The following is a 23,355-nucleotide window of genomic DNA, read 5'->3' as shown; positions in this document are numbered from 1 at the left end:
GGTCTACCCGTTTTCCCCAGGTTCTTCCCGGCTCCTCCCGACGTCCTCCCGGCTGCCTCCCAGGCGCTTCCCGGCCGTTCCCGGGCGCTTCCCAGCCTTCGGTCGGGGCATGACGGCGAGGGTGTCCTCCGGTTAAGGTCGCAGCGGCGCGACTGGCCCTGACGTGCGCGGGGCCCGGAGAGCAAGGGGAAAGCAAGGTGGCGGACGCTGCAGTGAACGAGACCCGTCGGGTGCTCATCGCCGCGGACAAGTTCAAGGGCTCGCTGACGGCCGTGCAGGTCGCCGAGCGGGTGACGGCCGGGCTGCGCCGGGTCGTGCCGGACCTGTCGGTCGAGGCGCTGCCCGTGGCCGACGGCGGCGACGGGACCGTGGACGCGGCGGTCGCGGCCGGTTTCGAGCGGCGGGAGGTCCGGGTCGCCGGGCCGCTGGGCCAGGAGGTGACGGCCGCGTTCGCGCTGCGCGGCGACACCGCCGTCGTGGAGATGGCCGAGGCGAGTGGCCTCCAGCGCCTCCCGGCCGGGGTCTTCGCGCCGCTGACGGCCTCGACGTACGGCTCCGGCGAGCTGCTGCGGGCCGCGCTCGACGCGGGCGCGCGGACGATCGTGTTCGGCGTCGGCGGCAGCGCCACGACGGACGGCGGCGCGGGCATGCTGGCTGCGCTGGGTGCGCGGTTCCTGAACGAGGACGGGGAACCGGTCTCGCCGGGCGGCGGCGGGCTCGCCGACCTGGCGCGTGCGGACCTGTCCGGCCTGGACGCGCGGCTGTCGTCCGTGGAGCTGGTCCTCGCCAGCGACGTCGACAATCCGCTGACCGGGCCGAAGGGCGCGCCGGCGGTGTACGGCCCGCAGAAGGGCGCCACCCCGGACGACGTGGACGCCCTGGACGCGGCGCTCGCCCATTTCGCCAAGGTGCTGGAGGCGGCCGTGGGCCCGCGTGCCGCCGAGCATGCGGCGGCCCCGGGTGCGGGTGCCGCGGGTGGCATCGGCTACGGCGCGCTGCTGCTGGGCGCCCGTTTCCGGCCCGGCATCGAGGTCATGCTGGACGTCCTGGGCTTCGCCCCCGCGCTGGCGCGGGCCTCCCTGGTGATCACCGGTGAGGGGTCGCTGGACGAGCAGACGCTGCACGGGAAGGCACCGGCGGGGGTTGCTGCCGCGGCGCGCTCCGCGGGCAAGGCCGTGGTGGCGGTGTGCGGGAGGCTTGCGCTGCCGACGGAGGCGTTGCTGCAGGCCGGGATCGAGCGGGCCTACCCGCTCACCTCGGTCGAGCCCGACGTCGCCAGGTGCATCGCGGATGCGGGGCCGATCCTGGAGCGGGTCGCCGTCCGGATCGCCGAGGACTACCTGGGCTGAGAACCCCTGGGGACTGAGGCCCCCAGGGGGTGAGGACAGCGAAGGGCCCCGAACCCGTCACCGGGTCCGGGGCCCTTGCCCGTATGCCGGGCTACGGCAACTGCGCCGCCCGAGCCTCGCGGCGGTTGTCGCGGAAGTTGTTCACCCGCCGAGCGGTGGCGAACAGCGGAATCACCGCGCCCATGACCAGCTGCAGCGCGCACCCCGTCTGCAGCAGGAGCTGGCCGCTCGGCGCGTCGAAGGCCCACGCCGCCAGCAGGCCCATGGACAGCACGATCCAGGACAGCATGGCCCCGGCCAGGCGCCCCCTCGGCTTCGGGTACTCCACCCGGCTCACCATCAGCCAGGCGGTCCCGAGGATCGCCAGCAGCGTCGCCACGAACGGCAGCTCCAGCAGCACGATCGAGACGACCGTCAGCGCGCCGAACGGCGAGGGCATGCCCTGGAACATGCCGTCCTTCATCGTCACGCAGCTGAAGCGGGCGAGTCTGAGCACGACCGCCAGCAGCACCACGATCGCCCCCACCGCCGCCACCCGCTGGTGCGCGTCGTCCGCGACCATGCCGTAGACCAGCACGAAGTACGCGGGCGCCAGCCCGAAGCTGATCAGGTCGGAGAGGTTGTCCAGCTCCGCGCCCATGGGGGACGAGCGCAGCTTCCGGGCCACCAGTCCGTCGAACAGGTCGAAGACGGCCGCGCAGAGCATCAGGATGACGGCCGTGGCGGCGCTGTGCCGCGCCATGCCCGCGGACTCGTCATTGCCCGTCAGGTGCGGGATCAGGATGCCGGTGGTGGTGAAGTACACCGCCATGAAGCCGCACGTGGCGTTCCCCAGGGTGAGGGTGTCCGCTATCGACAGGCGGAGCGAGAGGGGCATCTCCTCTTCTTCGTCCACCTCGTCGGCCTCGGGCACCCAGCCCGCCTGGGTCTCCGGATCAATCACGGTCAATGCGAGTCACCCCAGCCACGGTCTTCTGTCCGACCTCGACCGCGACCTCCACACCCTCGGGCAGGTAGAGGTCGACACGCGAGCCGAAGCGGATCAGACCGATACGGTCGCCCTGCTCGACCTTCGTGCCCTCCGGGATGTAGGGCACGATGCGGCGGGCCACCGCGCCGGCGATCTGGATCATCTCGATGTCGCCGAGTTCGGTGTCGAAATGCCAGACTACGCGCTCGTTGTTCTCGCTCTCCTTGTTGAAAGCCGGAACAAAGCCGCCGGGGATGTGCTCGACGGACGTCACCGTGCCCGCGAGGGGTGCGCGGTTGACGTGGACGTTCAGCGGGCTCATGAAGATCGCGACGCGGGTGCGCCCGTCCTTCCACGGCATGATGCTCTGCACCACACCGTCGGCGGGCGAGATGACCCGGCCCGGGGCGATCTCGCGCTCGGGGTCGCGGAAGAACCACAGCATGCCCGCCGCCAGGGCGGTGGCGGGGACGGCCACGGCCCGGGCCGCGCCGGAGCGTCGGGCACGGGCCAGGCTGAGGGCTGCGGTGGCGACGGTCGGGAGAAGCCACGGCGATGCTCCGCGCGCGAGGCGTACGCCGGCTCGGCTGTCGCGAGGTGCAGAGGTTTGGCTGTGGGGCATGGATGACCTTCGTAGCGGATGATGCCGCGCTATGACGGGGGACGGCGGCTTTCCGGGGATCGTACCGGTCGCGGCCTACAACTGGGCAAGCTGGGAAGCCGAGTCGGCGGCCGAACACCGTCAACGGGGTGTGATCTTCTTCTCGAAGAAAACACCCCGTATCCGGACATTCAGCCCTGGAACCGGTACTCTTCGAGCAATCGGCGGCCGATGATCATTTTCTGGATCTCGGCGGTACCTTCACCGATGAGCAGCATCGGGGCCTCGCGGTAGAGGCGCTCGATCTCGTACTCCTTGGAGAAGCCGTAGCCGCCATGGATGCGGAAGGCGTCCTCCACGACCTCCTTGCAGTACTCGGAGGCGAGGTATTTCGCCATTCCGGCCTCGAGATCGTTTCGCTCGCCGGAGTCCTTCTTGCGTGCCGCGTTGACCATCATCGCATGCGCGGCCTCGACCTTGGTGGCCATCTCCGCCAGCTTGAACTGAATGGCCTGGTGCTGGGCGATCGGCTTGCCGAAGGTGTGCCGCTGCTGGGCGTACTGCACACCCAGCTCGAAGGCGCGCTGGGCGACGCCGCAGCCGCGCGCCGCCACGTTGACCCGGCCGACCTCGACGCCGTCCATCATTTGGTAAAAACCTCGGCCGGTGACCCCGCCGAGCACCCGATCGGCCGGAACGCGCAGGCCGTCCATGATGAGCTCGGTCGTGTCGACGCCCTTGTAGCCCATCTTCTCGATCTTGCCGGGAATCGTCAGGCCCGGCCGGACCTCGCCGAAGCCCGGCTCCTTCTCGATCAGGAAGGTCGTCATCGACTTGTGGGGCGCGGTTCCCTCGGCGTGTCCTTCGTCACTCCGGACGAGAACGGCCACGAGGGAGGACGTGCCGCCGTTCGTCAGCCACATCTTCTGGCCGTTCAGGACGTACTCGTCGCCGTCCTTCACCGCCTTCGAGGTGATCGCCGACACATCGGAGCCCAGACCCGGCTCCGACATCGAGAAGGCGCCCCGGATGTCGCCGGCCGCCATCCTCGGCAGGAAGTGGTCCTTCTGCTCCTGCGTACCGTGCTGCTTGAGCATGTACGCGACGATGAAGTGGGTGTTGATGATGCCGGACACCGACATCCAGCCCCGGGCGATCTCCTCCACGCACAGCGCATAGGTGAGGAGCGACTCGCCCAGACCCCCGTACTCCTCGGGGATCATCAGGCCGAAGAGGCCGAGTTCCTTCAGGCCGTCGACGATCTGCTGCGGGTACTCGTCGCGGTGCTCCAGCTCGGTCGCGACCGGAATGATCTCCTTGTCGACAAAGTCACGGACCGTCGACAGGATCTCCTGCTGGACGTCGGTCAGACCGGCGGTCTGGGCGAGGCGCGCCATTACTTCTCCTGCTGCTTCAGCTCCGGGCGGCCGGGCTGCTCGCCGCCGCGCTCCTTGATGTAGGTCTCGGTCGGCACCATGACCTTGCGGCGGAAGACACACACGAGCGTGCCGTCCTGCTTGTAGCCCTTGGTCTCGACGTAGACGATCCCGCGGTCGTTCTTCGACTTCGACGGCCACTTGTCGAGCACGGTCGTCTCGCCGTAGATGGTGTCGCCGTGGAAGGTCGGCGCCACGTGCCTGAGCGACTCGATCTCCAGGTTGGCGATCGCCTTGCCGGAGATGTCCGGCACGGACATGCCGAGCAGCAGCGAGTAGATGTAGTTCCCGACGACGACGTTCTTGCCGAAGTCCGTCGTCTTCTCCGCATAGTTCGTGTCCATGTGGAGCGGGTGGTGGTTCATGGTGAGGAGACAGAACAGGTGGTCGTCGTACTCCGTGACCGTCTTGCCCGGCCAGTGCTTGTACGTCGCCCCGACCTCGAACTCCTCGTAGGTGCGTCCGAACTGCATCGTGCTCAGGGCTCCTTAGCTGGCGGGGATCTCGAACTTCGACGTGCGCTGCATGCCGGCGGCCCGGCCCTTGCCCGCGATGACCAGGGCCATCTTGCGGCTGGCCTCGTCGATCATCTCGTCGCCGAGCATCGCGGAGCCCTTCTTGCCGCCCGCCTCGGACGTGTAGTAGTCGTACGCGTCCAGGATCAGCTCGGCGTGGTCGTAGTCCTCCTGCGAGGGCGAGAAGATCTCGTTGGACGCCTCGACCTGGCCCGGGTGCAGCACCCACTTGCCGTCGAAGCCGAGCGCGGCGGCACGCCGGGCGACCTCGCGGTAGCCGTCGACGTTGCGGATCTGCAGGTAGGGGCCGTCGATCGCCTGGAGGTTGTTGGCGCGGGCGGCCATCAGGATCTTCATCAGGATGTAGTGGTAGGCGTCCGCCGGGTAGCCGGGCGGCTGCTCGCCCACGACCAGCGACTTCATGTTGATGGAGGCCATGAAGTCGGCCGGGCCGAAGATGATCGTCTCCAGGCGCGGGGAGGCCTCGGCGATCGCGTTGACGTTGTTCAGGCCCTGGGCGTTCTCGATCTGCGCCTCGATGCCGATCTTCCCGACCTCGAAGCCCATCGTCTTCTCGATCTGCGTGAGCAGAAGGTCCAGCGCGACGACCTGCTCGGCGTTCTGCACCTTCGGCAGCATGATGCAGTCGAGGTTCTGGCCGGCACCCTCGACCACCGTGACGACATCGCGGTACGTCCACTCGGTCGTCCAGTCGTTGACGCGCACCACCCGCGTCTTGCCCGTCCAGTCGCCCTCGTTGAGGAACTTGACGATGGTGTGCCGCGCCTCCGGCTTGGCGAGCGGCGCGCACGCGTCCTCCAGGTCCAGGAAGACCTGGTCCGCCGGAAGACCCTGCGCCTTCTCCAGGAAGCGCGGGTTGCTGCCCGGTACGGCCAGGCAGGAACGCCGCGGACGGAGGCGGTTGACGGGGGTGGTCATGCGGGGACCTCCAGAGGGTCGAGCTTGTTCGCTTTCCGGATCTCGTCGACGATGCGGCCGATGATTCCGGTGATGTCGAAGTCCTTCGGGGTGAAGACGGCGGCCACTCCGGCGGCCCTGAGCTGGTCGGCGTCCCCGTTCGGGATGATGCCACCTGCGATCACGGGTATATCTGTGGCACCGGCCACACGCAGCCGCTGGAGCACGTCCGGCACCAGCTGGGCGTGCGAACCGGACAGGATCGACAGGCCCACCGCGTGCACGTCCTCGGCGAGGGCCGCGTCCACGATCTGCTCCGGGGTGAGCCGGATGCCCTGGTAGACCACCTCGAAGCCGGCGTCACGCGCGCGTACGGCGATCTGCTCGGCGCCGTTGGAGTGCCCGTCCAGGCCCGGCTTGCCGACCAGGAAGCGCAGCTTGCCCACGCCCAGGTCGCGCGCCGTGGCGTCCACCTTGGCGCGGACCTCGGCGAGCGCGGAACCCGGCTCGGCGGCGACGGCCACCGGAGCGGAGGAGACCCCAGTGGGCGCCCGGTACTCGCCGAACACCTCGCGCAGGGCCGCGGCCCACTCGCCGGTCGTGACCCCGGCGCGGGCGCACTCCAGCGTGGCCTCCATCAGGTTGTCGGTGCCCTTGGCGGCCTCCTTCAGCCGCTCCAGCGCCTTGCAGGGGCGCGGGTGGTTGAAGGGCGGCTGGTAGCGCGTGTCGCGCCACTGCTGCAGCGAGGCGATGACGCGGGCCTCGACCGCCGGATCGACCGTCATGATCGCGGTGTCCAGATCGGCCGTCAGCGGGTTGGGCTCGGTCGTCTCGAATATGTTGACGCCGACGATCTTCTCCTGGCCGGACTCGATCCGCGCCCGCCGCTCGGCGTGCGAGGAGACCAGCTGCGCCTTGAGGTAACCGGACTCGACGGCGGCCATCGCGCCGCCCATTTCCTGGATCCGGTCGATCTCCGCGAGGGACTCCTCGACGAGGGCGTTCACCTTGGCCTCGATGACGTGCGAGCCCTCGAAGATGTCCTCGTACTCCAGCAGGTCGCTCTCGTGCGCCAGCACCTGCTGGATGCGCAGCGACCACTGCTGGTCCCAGGGGCGGGGCAGGCCGAGGGCCTCGTTCCAGGCGGGCAGCTGCACGGCACGCGCGCGTGCGTCCTTGGAGAGGGTGACCGCCAGCATCTCCAGCACGATCCGCTGGACGTTGTTCTCCGGCTGCGCCTCGGTCAGGCCGAGCGAGTTGACCTGGACGCCGTAGCGGAAGCGGCGCTGCTTGGGGTTCTCGATGCCGTACCGCTCCCGTGTGACCTTGTCCCAGATGCGGCCGAAGGCCCGCATCTTGCACATCTCCTCGATGAAGCGGACGCCCGCGTTCACGAAGAAGGAGATGCGGGCGACGACGTCACCCATGCGCTCCTGCGGCACCTGGCCGGAGTCGCGCACGGCGTCCAGGACGGCGATGGCGGTGGACATCGCGTACGCGATCTCCTGCACCGGCGTGGCCCCGGCCTCCTGCAGGTGGTAGCTGCAGATGTTGATCGGGTTCCACTTCGGGATGTGGGAGACCGTGTACGCGATCATGTCCGTCGTCAGGCGGAGCGACGGCCCCGGCGGGAACACATGGGTCCCGCGGGACAGGTACTCCTTGACGATGTCGTTCTGGGTCGTGCCCTGGAGCTTGGTGATGTCCGCGCCCTGCTCCTCGGCGACGACCTGGTAGAGCGCCAGCAGCCACATGGCGGTGGCGTTGATCGTCATCGAGGTGTTCATCTGCTCCAGGGGGATGTCCTGGAACAGCCGGCGCATGTCACCGAGGTGCGCGACGGGCACGCCCACCCGGCCGACCTCGCCGCGGGCGAGGATGTGGTCGGGGTCGTAGCCGGTCTGCGTCGGCAGGTCGAACGCCACCGACAGACCGGTCTGGCCCTTGGCGAGGTTGCGCCGGTACAGCTCGTTGGACGCCTCGGCCGTCGAGTGGCCGGCGTACGTCCGCATGAGCCACGGACGGTCCTTCTGACGCTCTGTCATCTATGGCTCTCAGACGTTCCGGAAGCGGTTGATGGCGTCGATGTGCTTGGCGCGCATCTCCTCGTTGCGCACACCGAGGCCTTCCTCGGGCGCGAGGCAGAGCACGCCGACCTTGCCCTGGTGGACGTTGCGGTGGACGTCGTGGGCGGCCTGGCCGGTGTCCTCCAGCGAGTACACCTTCGACAGCGTCGGGTGGATCTTGCCCTTGGCGATGAGGCGGTTGGCCTCCCAGGCCTCGCGGTAGTTGGCGAAGTGGGAGCCGATGATCCGCTTCAGGGACATCCACAGGTACCGGTTGTCGTACTGGTGCATGTAGCCGGACGTGGAGGCGCAGGTGACGATGGTGCCGCCCTTGCGGGTGACGTAGACCGAGGCGCCGAAGGTCTCGCGGCCGGGGTGCTCGAAGACGATGTCGACGTCCTCGCCGCCGGTCAGCTCGCGGATGCGCTTGCCGAAGCGCTTCCACTCCTTCGGGTCCTGGGTCTCCTCGTCCTTCCAGAACTTGTAGCCCTCGGCGTTGCGGTCGATGATCGCCTCGGCGCCCATCGCGCGGCAGATGTCCGCCTTCTGCTCGCTGGAGACGACGCAGATCGGGTTGGCGCCGCCGGCCAGGGCGAACTGCGTGGCGTAGGAGCCGAGGCCGCCGCTCGCGCCCCAGATGAGCACGTTGTCGCCCTGCTTCATGCCGGCGCCGTTGCGGGAGACCAGCTGGCGGTAGGCGGTGGAGTTCACCAGGCCCGGGGCCGCGGCCTCCTCCCAGCTGAGGTGGTCCGGCTTCGGCATCAGCTGGTTGGACTTGACCAGGGCGATCTCGGCGAGGCCGCCGAAGTTGGTCTCGAAGCCCCAGATGCGCTGCTCCGGGTCGAGCATCGTGTCGTTGTGGCCGTCGGAGGACTCCAGCTCGACGGACAGGCAGTGGGCGACGACCTCGTCACCGGGCTTCCAGGCGTTGACGCCCGGGCCGGTGCGCAGGACGACGCCCGCGAGGTCGGAGCCGATGATGTGGTACGGCAGGTCGTGGCGCTTGGCCAGCTCGTTGGTGCGGCCGTAGCGCTCCAGGAACCCGAAGGTGGACAGCGGTTCGAAGATCGAGGTCCACACCGAGTTGTAGTTGACCGAGGAGGCCATGACGGCCACCAGGGCCTCGCCCGGGCCGAGTTCGGGCACGGGCACCTCGTCGAGGTGGATGGACTTGCGCGGGTCCTTGTCGCGGGTCTCCAGACCCGCGAACATCTCCGTCTCGTCCTTGTGCACGGTGATCGCACGGTACGACTCGGGGAGCGGCAGGGCGGCGAAGTCGGCGGACGTGGCGTCCTTCGACTGGATCGCGTCCAGGATGTCCTTCACGGTCACGGTGTTGCCTCCGGCGGTGAGCGCCCTGAGGGAGGGGCGCTGAGGGTTCGTCGGTGCTGCGTTGAGTGCTGCTGCTGAGGGTTTTGGAGGTGCCGTCGGTTCGGCTCGGTGGTGCTTCGGCAGCGCTTTGTGGCGCGGGAGGTGCCTGTGACGCAGGCGACCGGGCGCGCAGGCGGTGGGCCTGCCGGGACAGCCCGGACACCTTCAACGTATGACACCGCGTGTCAGGTGACAAGGCACTGAGTGCCAGAACTTGGCCTCAGGTGAAATCTTTACGTAACAAATGAGCGATGATCGATCGAACGGGCCCTGAAATCTGCTGGAAAACAGGCCCTGACATGCCAAAACGGCCACCCGGTCGGGTGGCCGTCGTCACAGCGGGGAAGCGGGCTCAGCGCTCCTTCAGTGCCTCTTCGATGGTCCGCATGACCTCGTCCAGCGGGGCGTCGGTGCGAGCGACCGTGACGAGGACCTCGCCGTGCGCGGACGCCGTCGCGGGGACCGTGGCCGCCGGCTTCGCGGCGGTGCCGCGGCCGGCGCCGATGCCCGAGCCGAACGTCTTGCGTACGATCGCGAAGGCGTGGTCCAGCTGCGCCTCCACGTCCCCCTGGCCGCCCGCCCGGAGCCAGCGCCTGAGGACGTGGTTGTGGGCGGTGACGACCGCCGAGGCGGCCACCTCGGCCAGCAGTGGGTCGTCGTTGGCGTCGTCGGCGTGCGCGTGCTCGTCGAAGTGGCCGAGCAGGTAACGGGTGAAGAGGCGCTCGTAGCGGGCGACCGAGGCGATCTCGGCCTCCCGCAGAGTGGGCACCTCTCGGGTGAGCTTGTAGCGGGCGACCGAGATCTCCGGCCGGGCCGCGTACATCTTCATGACTTCCTTGATGCCGCGGCACACGGTGTCGAGCGGATGCTCGTGCGCGGGGGCGGCGTTGAGGACCGCCTCGGCGCGGATCAGCGTGTCGTCGTGGTCCGGGAAGATCGCCTCTTCCTTGGAACGGAAGTGGCGGAAGAAGGTGCGGCGGGCGACCCCGGCGGCGGCCGCGATCTCGTCGACGGTGGTCGCCTCGTACCCCTTGGTCGCGAACAGCTCCATGGCTGCGGCCGCCAGTTCTCGGCGCATCTTGAGCCGCTGGGCGGCGGCGCGACTGCCTGCGGCACTTTCCGGCGCGTCGGGCGTAGCTGGTGTACGGGAGGACTTGGCGGGCTGGGACATGACCCGAACGTACTGCATGTGCGCAGTTCGGTGCGCGGGTGCGGGGTTTCTCCCGCCCCCGGGACCGCCCCCGCCCCAGGAGGGCGGGGGCACGTCCGCGGGGCCGAGCAGTCCGCCCCAGTCGGTCTCCGCGTGGGACCAGTCGCCGCCGCCGTCAGCGGCGGGCATACTCGCGGAAGCCGCGGCCGGTCTTGCGGCCGAGGCAGCCCGCGGCCACCAGGTGCTCCAGCAGCGGGGCCGGGGCGAGGCCGGGGTCGCGGAACTCGCGGTGCAGGACCTTCTCGATGGCCAGCGAGACGTCCAGGCCGACCACGTCCAGCAGCTCGAAGGGACCCATCGGGTAGCCGCCGCCGAGCTTCATCGCCGCGTCGATGTCGTCCAGGGACGCATAGTGCTCCTGGACCATCTTGATCGCGTTGTTGAGGTACGGGAACAGCAGCGCGTTCACGATGAAGCCGGCCCGGTCGCCGCAGTCCACCGTATGCTTCTTGATCTTCGTGCAGACCTCGTGGACGGTCGCGTGGACGTCGTCGGCCGTCAGCACGGTCCGCACGACCTCCACCAGCTTCATCGCCGGCGCCGGGTTGAAGAAGTGCATGCCGATCACGTCCTGCGGGCGCGAGGTGGCGCGGGCGCAGGCCACGACGGGCAGCGAGGAGGTGGTGGTGGCGAGGACCGCGCCGGGCTTGCAGATCTTGTCCAGCGTGGCGAACAGCTGCCGCTTGATCTCCAGGTCCTCGGCGATCGCCTCGACCGCCAGGTCGACCTCGGCGAAGGCGTCGTAGGAGCCCGCCGGGGTGATCCGGTCCAGGATCTGCGCGGCGGCCTCGGCGGTCAGCCGGCCCTTGTCGACAGAGCGCGAAAGAGACTTGCCGATACGGGCCTTGGCGGCCTGGGCCTTCTCCGCGCTGCGGGCGGCCAGGACGACGTCGTAGCCCCCCTTGGCGAAGACCTCGGCGATGCCGGACGCCATGGTGCCCGAGCCGGCGACGCCGACGGAGCGGATGTCGCGGCCCCGAGTCGTCGCACCGTCCGCCGCAGGGGTCAGCGCGTCCGGCACGACCGTGGCGCTGCCCGGCGCCGCATAGGTGTAGAAGCCCCGCCCGGACTTGCGGCCGGTCAGCCCCGCCTCGCTGAGCTGCTTCAGGATCGGCGCCGGGGCGTGCAGCCGGTCGCGGGACTCGGCGTACATGGCCTCCAGGACCGTACGCGCCGTGTCGACGCCGATCAGGTCCAGCAGCGCGAGCGGGCCCATCGGCAGGCCGCAGCCGAGCCGCATCGCCGCGTCGATGTCCTCGCGGGAGGCGTACCGGGCCTCGTACATCGCGGCGGCCTGGTTGAGGTAGCCGAAGAGCAGGCCGTCCGCGACGAAACCGGGACGGTCGCCGACCGCGACCGGCTCCTTGCCCAGCTCGATCGCGAGGTCCGTGACCGCGGCGACGGCCTGCGGTGCGGTCAGCACCGAGGAGACCACCTCGACCAGCTTCATCGCCGGGGCCGGGTTGAAGAAGTGCAGGCCGAGCACCCGCTCGGGGCGGGCCGAGTCGGCCGCGAGCCGGGTGACGGACAGCGCGTTGGTGCCGGTCGCGAGGATCGTCTCCGGGCGGACGATGCCGTCCAGCTCGCGGAAGATCTGCTGCTTGATCTCGTACGACTCGGGAGCCACCTCGATGACGAGGTCGGCGTCGGCCGCCGCGGCGAGGTCGGTGCCGGTGCGGACCCGGGCGAGGGCCTCGGCGCGCTCCTGCTCGGTGAGCCGGCCGCGCTCGACACAGCGGGCGGTGGAGGCCTCCAGGGCGGCGCGCGACTTCGCGGCCTGGGCCTCGCTGATGTCGATGCCGATCACCTCGCGGCCCGCCTTGGCGAGGACCTCGGTGATGCCGGTGCCCATGGTGCCGAGGCCGACGACGGCGATCGTCTTGAGCGGGGACAGAGCTGAGTCGGAAAGGGGAGTGGCCATCGCGGGACTCCAGGAATGAGGGTGACGACGAGGAACGCGCCGGGTGCGCCGAGGGGCGCACCGCGGAGCGGAAGGGATGCGGGTGTTGCCGGGCTGCTGAGCGCACACGCCCGGTGCCGCCGGTGCCACGGGCGATGCACATCGCCCGCGAGTGGCACTCGGCAGGGAATCCGACCGGCCCTGTCCCGGAGCCGGGTCGTACTGCGGTACACGTCGTACCGAACCGACCAATGCTCACGACGGCCGCGTCACCAGACCGTCGTCAGCGGAAGCGCGAGTGGGTAACTCGCTCGTCTGAGCTTAACCGGCGGGTAACGAGCGCGCCAGCCCCCAGTTCGCACCGGACTTTGTGATGTAGCTCCCTCCGGCCTCGCCACCCCCCTACGCTGGCCTTCGTGGACGAAGAGTTGCGATCACTCACGGAGCGCTTACGGCAGGAGTCGGGCGGCTCGGCGGCGTACGACCGGCTGCTCGCGACCGAGGACCACGACGAACTCGCTCATGTGCTCACCGCGCCCGGACAGCCGCTGTGGGCCAGGGAACTGGCCGCGTTCCGGCTCGGCCTCGCGGGCGACCGGCGCGCCTTCGAGTCCCTGGTGCTCCTCCTCAACCACCGCGACCCGCCCCGCTGCGCCTCTGCCGCCTACGCCCTCGCCCGCCTCGGCGACCCCCGCACGGCCCGCGCGGCGGCGGCCCTGGCGACGAACGAACTGCGCGTGGCCTACGCCCTGCACCCGGTACGGCTGCTGGCCGAACTCGGCGCGCCCGAGTCCGTGCCCGCCCTGATCACCACCCTGGAACGCCGCCTGCGCCCGCACGACCCCTACCGCCGGGTCGCCCTCGCCTGCGTGGAGGGCCTCGGCCTGCTGGGCGACCCCCGCGCCCGCCGGGTCCTGACCGAGGCCCTGGCCCACCCGGCCCTGGCCGAGGCGGCGGTGCACGCACTGGCACGGATCCCGCAGCAGAAGGAGGAGACGAGGTGAAGGACGGAGACGAGGTGACAGAGCACGCCGCCCCCACCCCCTAGTCGCCCACCACCGCGAGCGCCTCGATCTCCATCAGGAACTCCGGGGCCACCAGCCCGGCCACCCGCACCGCGGAGGACGCCGGGAGGCGGTCGTCGGGTATGTGGGCGGCGCGGGCCGCGCGGATCGCGGGGAGATGGGCCGTGTCGGTGACGAAGTACGTCAGTTTGACGACGTGTTCGAAACCGGCACCGGCGGCGGCCAGACAGCGCTTCAGATTCTCGAACACCTGGCGTGCCTGAGCCGCGGGGTCGCCCCTGCCGACCAGCTTGCCCTGCTCGTCCAGGGCGAGTTGGCCGGACACGGCGACGAAGCGGCCGGCCGCCGAGACGACATGGCTGTACTGGGCCGCGGGGGCGACGCCGTCCGGGGCGGCGATCCGGGTCGGTTCACTCATGGCCCCATGATGGACCAGCCCACTGACAGCGCCCCGAAGCGGGGAACTGCGCGACCGGCCACCTGCATGCCGCAGACGGCAGACGACGGCAGACGGCATTCGACGGCAGACGGCATTCCGCGGCGCCCTCAGCGGAGCGCCTGGCGCCTAGCGGAAGCCCAGCAAGCGGTGCAACGCCAGTCCCCGCGATGCCGCCGACGCCGCCCTCGGCGCCTCCGGCTTCGGGTCGGGGGACTTGGCGCAGACCGCGTCGGCGACCCCCGAGCCCCGCGGCACCCGGCCGTCCGTCAGATAGGCGGCCAGGTACCGGTCCAGGCAGTCGTTGCCGCTCAGCGTGATGCCGTGGTTGCCGCCGCCCTCCTCGACCACCAGGCTGGAACCGGCGAGCAGACGGTGGACCGTCACACCGCCGGGGTACGGCGTGGCCGCGTCGTCGGTCGCCTGGAAGAGCAGGACCGGCGGCAGCTTGGCGTTGGCGATGTCCACCGGCTTGCGCCGTGCGGTCGGCCAGAAGGCGCACGGCGCGTTGTACCAGAGGTTGTTCCAGGCCATGAAGGGCGCCTTGGTGTACACCGCCCAGGCGTCCGTGCGCCACTGCTGCCAGCTGCCGGGCCAGGAGGTGTCACGGCACTGCACCGCAGAGTAGACGCTGTAGCCGTTGTCGCCGGAGTCGTCCACGGCACCGAGGTTCTCGTACGCCTCCATCAGGGGCCCGGACTTCTTGTCGCGCGCGTACGCCGCGAACGCCTCGGCGAGGTCGGGCCAGTAGCCGTTGTAGTAGCCGCCGGGGATGAAGGTGTCCTCCAGCTCGGAGGCGCCCACCTCGCCGCCGGCCGGCTTCTTCGCCAGGGCCGCCCGCATCGCGTACCACTCGGCCTCGACCTGCTGGGGGTCCTTGCCGAGGTGGTACGTCGCGTCGTACCGGGCGATCCAGGCCATCAGCGCGCGGTGACGGTCGTCGAAGGCGTAGTCCTGGCCGAGGTTGTCCTCGTACCAGACGCCGGTCGGGTCGACGACCGAGTCCAGCACCATACGGCGGACCCGCTGCGGGTACAGCTTCGCGTACACCGCGCCGAGGTAGGTGCCGTAGGAGTAGCCGAAGTAGCTGACCTTCGGCGCGCCGACGGCCGCACGGATCAGGTCCATGTCGCGCACGGTGCTGACCGTGTCGATGTACGGCAGCACGTCCGCGTACTTGCGGCCGCAGGCGGCGGCGAAGGACTGCGCACGGTCGAGGTTCGTCCGTTCCAGCGCGACCGTGGCGGGCACACTGTCGGGGCGCACCGTCGTGAAGTGACCGGGCGCGCAATCGAGGTCCGGGCTGCTCGCGCCGACGCCGCGCGGGTCGAAGCCGATGACGTCGTACTGCGCCGCGACGCTCCTGGGCAGTCCCGAGGCGACGAGTCCGGCGAGGTCCAGGCCGCTGCCGCCGGGCCCGCCGGGGTTGACCAGCAGCGGGCCCTGGAAGGTCTGCGCGGTGTGCGGGACGCGGGAGAGGGCGAGCGTGATCTGCCGGCCCGACGGGTCGGCGTGGTCCAGCGGCACCTTGAGGGAGGCGCACTGCAGCGTCGGATAGTCGTCGGTGCCGCACTTCGTCCAGGCGAGCCGCGCGGCGGGGGCGGCCGGGGCGGCCTGCGCGGGCAAAGCGGTGACCGAGCCCGCCAGCACGACGGCGGCTGCGCACAGCACGGCTGCGCGTGTTCTCATGCGTCCTCCCGGGACGGAGGTTTCGGCGGACCGCGAGGGTCACCTCTCTCGCCGCATCGTCCCGGAATGAGCGCTCTGAAGAACGCCTTGTAGGGATAGTTGACCCGTTTGGGTTGCCCGAAGCCCTCGAACGCTCCCCCCTGCGGCCGGGCGGGCCTCACCCCCTGGACGAGGCCCTCACAGGAGCGTCAGCTGCGTCGGCTCGGACACGTCGGCCGGTTCCGGCGGGCGGATCCTGCGGGCCAGGCCCGCGCGCGTGGGCCCGATCCCGTACTCCTGGGCCAGCTCGTGCACCTGACGGGTGATCCGGCGCTGGTACCACCTGGGTGCGTAGGCGCCCTCCGCGTACAGCCGCTCGTAGCGCCGCACCAGGTGCGGGTGGTGCCGGGCGAGCCAGGCCATGAACCACTCCCGCGCACCGGGGCGCAGGTGCAGCGTGAGCGGGGTCACCGAGGTGGCCCCGGCCTCCGCCAACGCCCGTACCGTGGCGCGCAGCTGGTCCGGATGGTCGCTCAGGAACGGGATCACCGGTGCCATCAGCACCCCGCAGCCGATGCCGTGTTCGCCCAGGGTGCGTACGACGTCCAGCCGGCGCTCGGGCGCGGGCGTGCCCGGCTCCACCGTGCGCCACAGCTCGGTGTCGAGGAAGCCGACGGAGACCGAGATGCCCACGTCCGTCACCTCGGCCGCCCGCACCAGCAGGTCCAGGTCGCGCAGGATCAGGGTGCCCTTGGTGAGGATCGAGAACGGATTGGCGTGCTCGGTGAGGGCGCCGATGATGCCCGGCATCAGCCGGTAGCGGCCCTCCGCGCGCTGGTAGCAGTCGACGTTCGTGCCCATCGCCACGTGATCGCCCTGCCAGCGCCGGGAGGCCAGCTGGCGGCGCAGCACCTCGGGCGCGTTCACCTTGACGACGATCTGGGTGTCGAAGCCGATGCCGGTGTCGAGGTCCAGATAGCTGTGGGTCTTCCTGGCGAAGCAGTACACGCACGCGTGCGTGCAGCCGCGGTAGGGATTGACGGTCCACTCGAACGGCATGCGCGAGGCGCCCGGCACCCGGTTGAGCACCGAGCGCGCCCGGACCTCGTGGAAGGTGATCCCGCGGAACTCGGGCGTGTCGAAGGTGCGGGTGGTGACGGCGTCCGCGCCGAACAGCGCGGTCCCGGCCCGGCCGTGTTCGCTCTCCTCGGTGAGGTTCTCCCAGCGCATGACGCCCTCCTCGCTAGCACTGGGCACAGAATAGAACATGTGTTCCCATGATCGTGCGACCCCCGATTTGGGCGGCCGGGCACCGGGGTGGTTGGCTTGCCCCAACCCCGAGAAACCAGGTCCTGGAGGAACGCAATGGCGCAGGTCGAGGCCACTACGGAGCGGGTCGTCGCGGCGGACGCGGAGAAGGTGTTCGACGCCCTCGCCGACTACCGCGGCACGCGGCAGAAGCTGCTGCCCGAGCACTTCAGCGAGTACGAGGTCCGCGAGGGCGGCGACGGCGAGGGCACCCTCGTCCACTGGAAGCTCCAGGCCACCAGCAAGCGCGTGCGCGACTGCCTCCTGGAGGTCAGCGAGCCCACGGACGGCGAGCTGGTCGAGAAGGACCGCAACTCCTCCATGGTCACCACCTGGCGCGTCACCCCGGCCGGCGAGGGCAGCTCCCGGGTCGTCGTCACCACCACCTGGAAGGGCGCCGGCGGCATCGGCGGCTTCTTCGAGAAGACGTTCGCGCCCAAGGGCCTCGGCCGGATCTACGACGCCGTGCTCGCCAGGCTCGCCGCCGAGGTCGAGAAGTAGCCCGAACCCCGGGACGGTGAAGGGGCGTTGCCCCCTGGGGACCCCTTCACCGGTTCGAGTGGACCTCCCGCTCGTCCAGAACCGTGCCGTAACTCGCCGAAGTTGTTCGCAGTTGTCGCCTTACGCGGGAATTGTGACAGGTGCGACGAGGGGAGCGGTACGTGGGCGGGACGACTCTGATGCGGGACGAGCCGCTCACGGCGCCCGCCGGCGCGCCCGCGGCCCCAGGGGCCGAGACCGGCTCGCTCGGCGCCCGCCGCGTGCGGCTCGTGGTCTTGGGGCTGGTGCTCGCCCTGCTGCTCGCGGCCCTCGACCAGATGATCGTCGCGACCGCGCTGCCGAAGGTCGTCGGCGAACTGCACGGCCTGGACCGGATGTCCTGGGCGATCACCGCCTATCTGCTCACCTCCACCATCGGCCTGCCGCTGTACGGCAAGCTCGGCGACCTCTTCGGCCGCAAGGGCGTCTTCCAGTTCGCCATCGCCGTCTTCGTCGTCGGCTCCGCGCTCGCCGGCCGGGCGCAGACCATGGACCAGCTGATCGCCTTCCGCGCGCTCCAGGGCGTCGGCGCGGGCGGCCTCATGATCGGCGTGCAGGCGATCATCGCCGACATCGTGCCGCCCCGGCAGCGCGGCCGCTACATGGGCCTGATCGGCGCCGCCTTCGGTCTCGCCTCCGTCGCCGGGCCGCTGCTCGGCGGCTACTTCACCGACCACCTCTCCTGGCGCTGGTGCTTCTACATCAACGTCCCCTTCGGCCTGGTCACCCTCGCCGTCATCACCCTCGTCCTGAAACTCCCCCGACCGCCCAGCCGGGGCCGCCTCGACGTGCTCGGCGCGCTGCTGCTCGCCGGCGCCTCCACCTGCCTGGTGCTGCTCACCAGTTGGGGCGGCACCGAGTACGCCTGGGACTCCCGGCGGATCGTCGGACTCGGCGCCGGCGCGTTCGCCGCCGTCGTCCTCTTCGTCGTCGCCGAGCGCTTCGCCGCCGAACCCCTCATCCCGCTCAGGCTGTTCCGCGACTCCGTCTTCAACGTCAGCGGCCTGGTGGGGCTCGTGATCGGCGTCGCCCTGTTCGGCGCCGCCAGCTATCTGCCGACCTTCCTGCAGATGGCCGACGGAGCCAGCGCCACCGAGTCCGGTCTGCTGATGCTGCCCATGATGGCCGGGATCGTCGGCGCCTCCCTCATCGGCGGCCAGCTCATCAGCCACACCGGCCGCTACAAGATCTACCCCGTCCTCGGCGGCGCCCTCTCCGCCGCCGGCATGTGGCTGCTCTCCCGCCTCGAAGCGGACACGCCCCGGCTGCACTACAGCATCTGGATGGCGGTCCTCGGCGCCGGCATCGGCATGGTGATGCCCGTCCTCGTCCTCGCCGTGCAGAACTCCGTACGGCCCGCCGACCTCGGCACCGCCACCAGCGCCAACAACTACTTCCGGCAGATCGGTGGCAGCGTCGGCGCCGCGGTCTTCGGCACCCTCTTCGCGAACCGGCTCACCTCCTCGCTGCACAAGGAGCTGCCCCCGCGCGCGGGCGCCGCGCTGCCCGACCCCGCCTCGGTCACCCCGCAGCTCGTCCACGCGCTGCCCCCGGCGCTGCGCGACGCCTACATCCGCGCCTACGCCGACGCGATGCCCCGGATCTTCCTCTACCTCGTCCCGGTGCTCGTCCTCGGCGTGCTCATCGCCTTCTTCCTCAAGGAGAAACCACTGGTGTCCCACCACACCACCGAGACCGGGACCGAGCCCGATCCCGAGCCCGAGACCGTGAACCCTCCGATCCCGCAGGCGCGTTCGCCCTACGCCGCCGCGGTCCCCGTCCGCGGCACGGTCCAGCACCCCGACGGCACCGTGGTGCCCCGCGCGGCGCTCACCCTGATCGACGCCGCCGGAGCGCAGATCGGCCGGGGCGCGAGCGGCGAGGACGGGCGGTACGCGCTCGGCACGCCCGGCTCCGGGTCGTACGTGCTCATCGCCGCCGCCGGCGGGCACCAGCCGCAGGCCGTCTCCGTCACCGTCGGCGAACGGCCCGTCGAACTCGATGTCGTCCTCGGCGGCGCCGGTCGCCTCGCCGGCAGCGTGCTCACCGCCGACGGCACCCCCGTGCGGGATGCCACCGTCACCCTCACCGATGTGCACGGCGAGGTCGTCGCCACCACCCGCAGCGGCCGCGAGGGCGGCTATGTCATCACCGAGCTGGTCGCCGGCGAGTACACCCTCGCCGCCGGCGCCCCCGCCTTCCGCCCGGCCGCCCTCCCGGTCACCGTGCAGGCCTCCCGGGAGACCCGGCAGGACATCGAACTCGCGGGCGGCGCCGTGCTGAAGGGCACCGTCCGGGCGAGCGGCGGACGGCCTGTGGAGGACGCGCGCGTCACGCTCCTGGACGCCGCCGGGAACGTCGTCGACACCCTCACCACCGCAGCGGACGGAATGTTCCGGTTCGTCGACCTCGCGTCCGGCGAGTACACCGTCATCGCCGCCGGTTACCCGCCGGTCGCAACGGTGCTCCAGGTCGCGGGCGGGGGCCGTACCGAACGGGACCTCCAGCTGGGCCACGAGGACTGAGCGGCCGCGGCGCACGCAGGGCGCTGAGCTGCGCGCCGGTGCGATCCGGTGAAACCAATTCCAGGATTGCCACACATCGCGACCGGCCGCCGCCGTACCGTAGTTGTGGGGCGGCACAGATCGTTTGCGTACAGCCGTGGGGAGAGAGGGCCTGGCCATGGACCGTGGCAGCGAGCGGGAGACACCTCCCGGGAGCGGCGCCGACGGCGCGGCGGCGGGCCGGATTCCGCTGGCCGTGGTCGTCGTCGACCGCGACGGCCTGGTGTCCCACTGGAGCAGCGGTGCCCGGCGCCTGTTCAACGTGGGCAGGGCGGACGCCGTCGGACGGGTCGCGGCCGACCTGCTGCCCGTCTCGGGCGTCCTGCCCGATGACCTGCGCGGCGACGCGATGCCGGACGCCCACGAGGAGTACGGCGTACTGGGCCCCGGCCTGGAGGCCTCCCTCGGCGGACACACCGGCTACGCCACCGCCGGCCGAGCCCGTCTCTTCCCGCCCGCGCAGGAACCGGACGGCGAGCGGCTGGACGTGCTGTGGTGGGCCTACCCGCTGGTCGGCCCCGGACCGTCCCGGCTGCTCGTGCTCGCCGCCGACGCCACGCGGCTGCGCGAGGAGCGCGGATACGACGACGAGACCGCCGAACGCATCGCGCCCGGCTTCGCCCGCCACACCGAACTGCCCGCCCCCGAGGAACTGGAACGGCGACTGCCCGAGATCCTGCCCAACATGGGCCCCGGTCTGAGCGGCCGCATCGTCTCGCAGGTGCTCGAACTGGGCTACCCCGTCCTGGAGTTCAGCCAGTCCGAGCGGGTACCCGTCACCCCCTACTGGGGCGTGCCCCGCCGTCCCGGACGCATCCGCACCGAAGCGGTCGTACCCCAGCAGCGGACGGCGCCGGTGGTGCTCCCGGAAGGCGCCGAGCAGGACCTGGAGTACGTCGCCGTGCGCGAACGGCTGGAGTTCCTCAACGAGGTCAGCTCCGCCATCGGCTCCTCCCTCGACCTCGGTGCGACCATCCGCGAGGTCACCAGTGCCGCCGTGCCCCGGTTCGCGGACTTCGCGGGCACCCATCTGCGCGCGGCCGTCCTCGCCGGCGAGGGATTCCCGGACGGCCCGCCGGACGCCCACACGGTGATGTTCCGCGTGTGGGTCGAGCACAACGACGAACCCGGCCGTTGGGACGACACCGTGCCGGTCGGCGAGTCCTTCGCCTTCCCCGAACACACCCCGTTCTACAAGTGCATGGTCACCGGTGAACCGGTCCTCATCCCGCGGGTGACCGAGGATCTGGGCGACCGCATCTCCGGCGAGTTCGAGAAGCGCGATCTCAGACCGCTCATCACCGGCCGCTCCCTGCTGATCGTCCCGCTCAAGGCCCGCAACGTCGTCCTCGGCTTCATGGTGCTGATGCGCCGCCCGGACCGCCCGGCCTTCGACGACATCGACCGCACCACCGGCGCCGAACTGGCCGCCCGCGCGGGCCTCGTACTCGACAACGCCCGCATGTACACCTACCAGGAGAACGTCGCCGACACCCTGCAGGACAGCATGCTCCCGCAGGTCAGCCCCCGGATGGCCGGCTGTGACATCGCCACCCGCTATCTGCCCGGCACCCGGCTCGGCCGGATCGGCGGCGACTGGTTCGACACCATCAAACTGCCCGGCTCGCGCACCGCCCTCGTGGTCGGCGACGTCATGGGGCACGGCCTCAACTCGGCCGCGATGATGGGCCAGTTGCGCACCGCGGTGCAGACCATGGCCACCATGGAGACGCCGCCCGCCCAGCTCCTGCGCAACCTCGACGACCTGGCCCGCAGGCTCGGCGACACCTACCTCGCCACCTGCCTGTACGCCGTCTACGACCCGATCCGCGGCGAGCTGCACCTCGCCAACGCCGGACACATCCCGCCCGTCCTGGTGCGCGCCGAGGACGGCAGCAGCGAACTGCTGGAACTGCCCACCGGTGCCCCCATCGGCGTCGGCGGCGTCCCGTTCGAGGCCACCCGGGTCAGGGTCCGGCCCGGCGACCGGCTGGTGCTGTGCACCGACGGCCTGGTCGAGGTGCGCGGCTGCGACATCGGCGAGGGCCTGGCCGCGCTCTGCGAGTCCGCCGCGCACCCCGCCGCCTCCATGGACGACGCCTGCGACACCATCATCCGCGCCCTGAACACGCGCGGCGGCCGCAAGGACGACGTCGCCCTCCTCATGGCCCGCCTCAACGGCATCCCCGACGACCACGTCGCCGAGTGGCGCTTCGACGCGGACCCGCGCGAGGTCGCCCGGGCCCGCCACGAGGTCCGCGCACAGCTCCTCACCTGGGGGCTGCCGCAGGCGGTTCGGACCGCCGAGCTGCTGGTCAGCGAGGTCGTCACCAACGCCGTCCGGCATGCCCGGAGCGAGCCCGTCGGGTTGCGTGTGGTCCGCACCGACGCGCTGCTGTTCGAGGTCACCGACGACGAGCCGGGCCTGCCCGAGATGCTCGCAGCCGGGCCGTACGACGAGTCGGGCCGCGGCCTGCGCGTGGTCAGCCGGCTGGCCCGGGAGTGGGGCGCCAGCGCCACCGGGCACCGCAAGACCGTCTGGTTCGAACAGGCCATCACCGGCAGAGGATGACGAGCAGGGGGCGTGCGACCTGCCGGTGCGCGCCCCCGGAGTGGTCCGGCGTCCGTACTTCCGGTGAAGGTGGCTGCGGGCCCCTTGCCCCGCCGCATGTCCCCGCGATATCCCGATCACGGAACCGAACCGTGGGGAGAGCGCATGAACGTCTCGGACAAGTACCGCCGCAACTGGGAGAGTTACTGGAGCGAGACCTCCGACGAGGCGGGCGAGGCGATCTGGGACTGCGACCCCGCCCTGTCCGCCGCACCGCACAGCGCCCTGCTGCTGCCCCACGCGGATCCGGCGCGCACCATCGTCGACCTCGGCTGCGGCAACGGCACCCAGACCCGCTACCTCGCCACCCGGTTCGCGCGCGCCGTCGGCGTCGACCTCTCGCACGCCGCCGTCGAGCACGCCCGCCGCACCACGCAGGACGACACCGTGGAGTTCCAGCAGCTCGACCTCACCGACGGCGACGCCGTACGCGCCCTGCACGAGCGGCTCGGCGACGCCAATGTCTACATGCGGGCCGTCATCCACCAGAGCGAACCCGAGGCACGGCCCGCGGTCGCCGCCGCCGTCGCCGAGATCCTCGGCACCGAGGGCCGGGCGTTCGTCGTCGAACTCACCTCCGGCTCCCGGGACGTCCTGAAGCGCGCCGCCTCCGAGGGCCCGGGGCCCAAGCTCCAGCGCGTCTTCCACCACGGGCTCAAGCCCGCCGACGCCGACGACGACGAGATCCCGCGGCTGCTCGGTGCGGCCGGCCTCAAGGTCCTCGCCGAGGGCGACACCGCCCTGCCGCAGACCGAGCACCTGGCCGACGGCACCCGCATCGAGCTGCCGGCCCACTGGTTCGTCCTCGCCCGGGTGTAGGGCCCGCGACGGTCTTCCCCGGCCGAGAAGGCCGCCCGGCCGACGCGT

General features: G+C 71.0%; 18 protein-coding genes. 6 read left to right on the top strand and 12 right to left on the bottom strand.

Annotated elements, in window-relative coordinates; translation table 11 throughout:
• The first annotated feature begins 212 nt into the window (after positions 1-212).
• On the top strand, positions 213-1,349 hold the full coding sequence (locus ACZ41I_RS12085; RefSeq protein WP_468513989.1) for a glycerate kinase: 1,137 nt from the start codon (positions 213-215) through the stop codon (positions 1,347-1,349).
• Positions 1,350-1,440: 91 nt separating this feature from the next.
• Here the strand turns inward: ACZ41I_RS12085 and pssA are convergent, their stop codons facing one another.
• The 9 genes from pssA to ACZ41I_RS12040 all read right to left on the bottom strand — a co-directional run bounded on the left by pssA (position 1,441) and on the right by ACZ41I_RS12040 (position 12,357).
• Complete coding sequence (gene pssA / locus ACZ41I_RS12080) at positions 1,441-2,262, bottom strand: CDP-diacylglycerol--serine O-phosphatidyltransferase (RefSeq protein ID WP_363217075.1); 822 nt, start codon at positions 2,260-2,262, stop codon at positions 1,441-1,443.
• A 22-nt stretch (positions 2,263-2,284) separates the two neighbouring features.
• Positions 2,285-2,941, bottom strand: coding sequence for a phosphatidylserine decarboxylase (locus tag ACZ41I_RS12075; RefSeq protein WP_363217069.1), 657 nt, complete (start codon positions 2,939-2,941; stop codon positions 2,285-2,287).
• A gap of 170 nt (positions 2,942-3,111) precedes the next feature.
• Positions 3,112-4,317, bottom strand: coding sequence for an acyl-CoA dehydrogenase family protein (locus ACZ41I_RS12070; protein WP_228620643.1), 1,206 nt, complete (start codon positions 4,315-4,317; stop codon positions 3,112-3,114).
• Positions 4,317-4,829 carry a MaoC family dehydratase gene (locus tag ACZ41I_RS12065; protein ID WP_399766125.1) on the bottom strand — a complete coding sequence of 171 codons (513 nt, stop codon included), beginning with the start codon at positions 4,827-4,829 and terminating at the stop codon, positions 4,317-4,319. The genes ACZ41I_RS12070 and ACZ41I_RS12065 overlap by 1 nt, the downstream gene beginning before the upstream one ends.
• A 15-nt stretch (positions 4,830-4,844) precedes the next feature.
• Positions 4,845-5,810 (bottom strand): HpcH/HpaI aldolase/citrate lyase family protein, encoded by a 966-nt coding sequence (locus ACZ41I_RS12060; protein WP_363217071.1) that lies wholly within the window; start codon positions 5,808-5,810, stop codon positions 4,845-4,847.
• A complete protein-coding gene (locus ACZ41I_RS12055) occupies positions 5,807-7,834 on the bottom strand; it encodes a protein meaA (RefSeq protein ID WP_363217072.1) in 2,028 nt (675 codons plus the stop codon). The genes ACZ41I_RS12060 and ACZ41I_RS12055 overlap by 4 nt, the downstream gene beginning before the upstream one ends.
• Positions 7,835-7,843: 9 nt before the next feature.
• Positions 7,844-9,181 (bottom strand): crotonyl-CoA carboxylase/reductase, encoded by a 1,338-nt coding sequence (ccrA, locus tag ACZ41I_RS12050; protein WP_363217076.1) that lies wholly within the window; start codon positions 9,179-9,181, stop codon positions 7,844-7,846.
• Between the two features lie 397 nt (positions 9,182-9,578).
• Positions 9,579-10,397: a TetR family transcriptional regulator gene (locus tag ACZ41I_RS12045; protein WP_399766121.1), complete on the bottom strand. Its 819-nt coding sequence runs from the start codon at positions 10,395-10,397 to the stop codon at positions 9,579-9,581.
• 154 nt (positions 10,398-10,551) lie between these two features.
• Entirely contained in the window at positions 10,552-12,357 is a 1,806-nt protein-coding gene (locus ACZ41I_RS12040; RefSeq protein WP_468513988.1) for a 3-hydroxyacyl-CoA dehydrogenase family protein, read from the bottom strand.
• Between the two features lie 395 nt (positions 12,358-12,752).
• Here ACZ41I_RS12040 and ACZ41I_RS12035 point away from each other — a divergent pair, with 395 nt between their 5' ends.
• Positions 12,753-13,340 (top strand): adenylosuccinate lyase, encoded by a 588-nt coding sequence (locus ACZ41I_RS12035; RefSeq protein WP_468513987.1) that lies wholly within the window; start codon positions 12,753-12,755, stop codon positions 13,338-13,340.
• Between the two features lie 40 nt (positions 13,341-13,380).
• Here the strand turns inward: ACZ41I_RS12035 and ACZ41I_RS12030 are convergent, their stop codons facing one another.
• The 3 genes from ACZ41I_RS12030 to ACZ41I_RS12020 form a co-directional block, all read right to left on the bottom strand.
• Entirely contained in the window at positions 13,381-13,779 is a 399-nt protein-coding gene (locus tag ACZ41I_RS12030) for a RidA family protein (protein WP_399766112.1), read from the bottom strand.
• A 147-nt stretch (positions 13,780-13,926) separates the two neighbouring features.
• Complete coding sequence (locus tag ACZ41I_RS12025; RefSeq protein WP_399766109.1) at positions 13,927-15,486, bottom strand: alpha/beta hydrolase; 1,560 nt, start codon at positions 15,484-15,486, stop codon at positions 13,927-13,929.
• A gap of 177 nt (positions 15,487-15,663) precedes the next feature.
• The gene (locus tag ACZ41I_RS12020; protein ID WP_468322702.1) at positions 15,664-16,695 is read right to left on the bottom strand and encodes an Rv2578c family radical SAM protein; all 1,032 of its coding nucleotides are present in this window, start codon (positions 16,693-16,695) and stop codon (positions 15,664-15,666) included.
• A gap of 135 nt (positions 16,696-16,830) precedes the next feature.
• On the opposite strand from ACZ41I_RS12020, the gene ACZ41I_RS12015 reads away from it, so the two are divergent.
• From ACZ41I_RS12015 to ACZ41I_RS12000, 4 genes are all read left to right on the top strand, one after another.
• Positions 16,831-17,274 carry an SRPBCC family protein gene (locus ACZ41I_RS12015; protein ID WP_351244431.1) on the top strand — a complete coding sequence of 148 codons (444 nt, stop codon included), beginning with the start codon at positions 16,831-16,833 and terminating at the stop codon, positions 17,272-17,274.
• Positions 17,275-17,435: 161 nt separating this feature from the next.
• A complete protein-coding gene (locus ACZ41I_RS12010) occupies positions 17,436-19,838 on the top strand; it encodes an MFS transporter (RefSeq protein WP_468513986.1) in 2,403 nt (800 codons plus the stop codon).
• Positions 19,839-19,995: 157 nt separating this feature from the next.
• A complete protein-coding gene (locus ACZ41I_RS12005; RefSeq protein WP_468513985.1) occupies positions 19,996-22,449 on the top strand; it encodes an ATP-binding SpoIIE family protein phosphatase in 2,454 nt (817 codons plus the stop codon).
• 144 nt (positions 22,450-22,593) lie between these two features.
• Entirely contained in the window at positions 22,594-23,307 is a 714-nt protein-coding gene (locus tag ACZ41I_RS12000) for a methyltransferase domain-containing protein (RefSeq protein ID WP_468513984.1), read from the top strand.
• Positions 23,308-23,355: the final 48 nt, after the last annotated feature.

This window comes from Streptomyces sp. NPDC030799, from assembly GCF_055572255.1.
The sequence above is the reverse complement of the archived record's forward strand: the minus strand, read 5'-3'. Positions and strand labels throughout refer to the sequence as shown.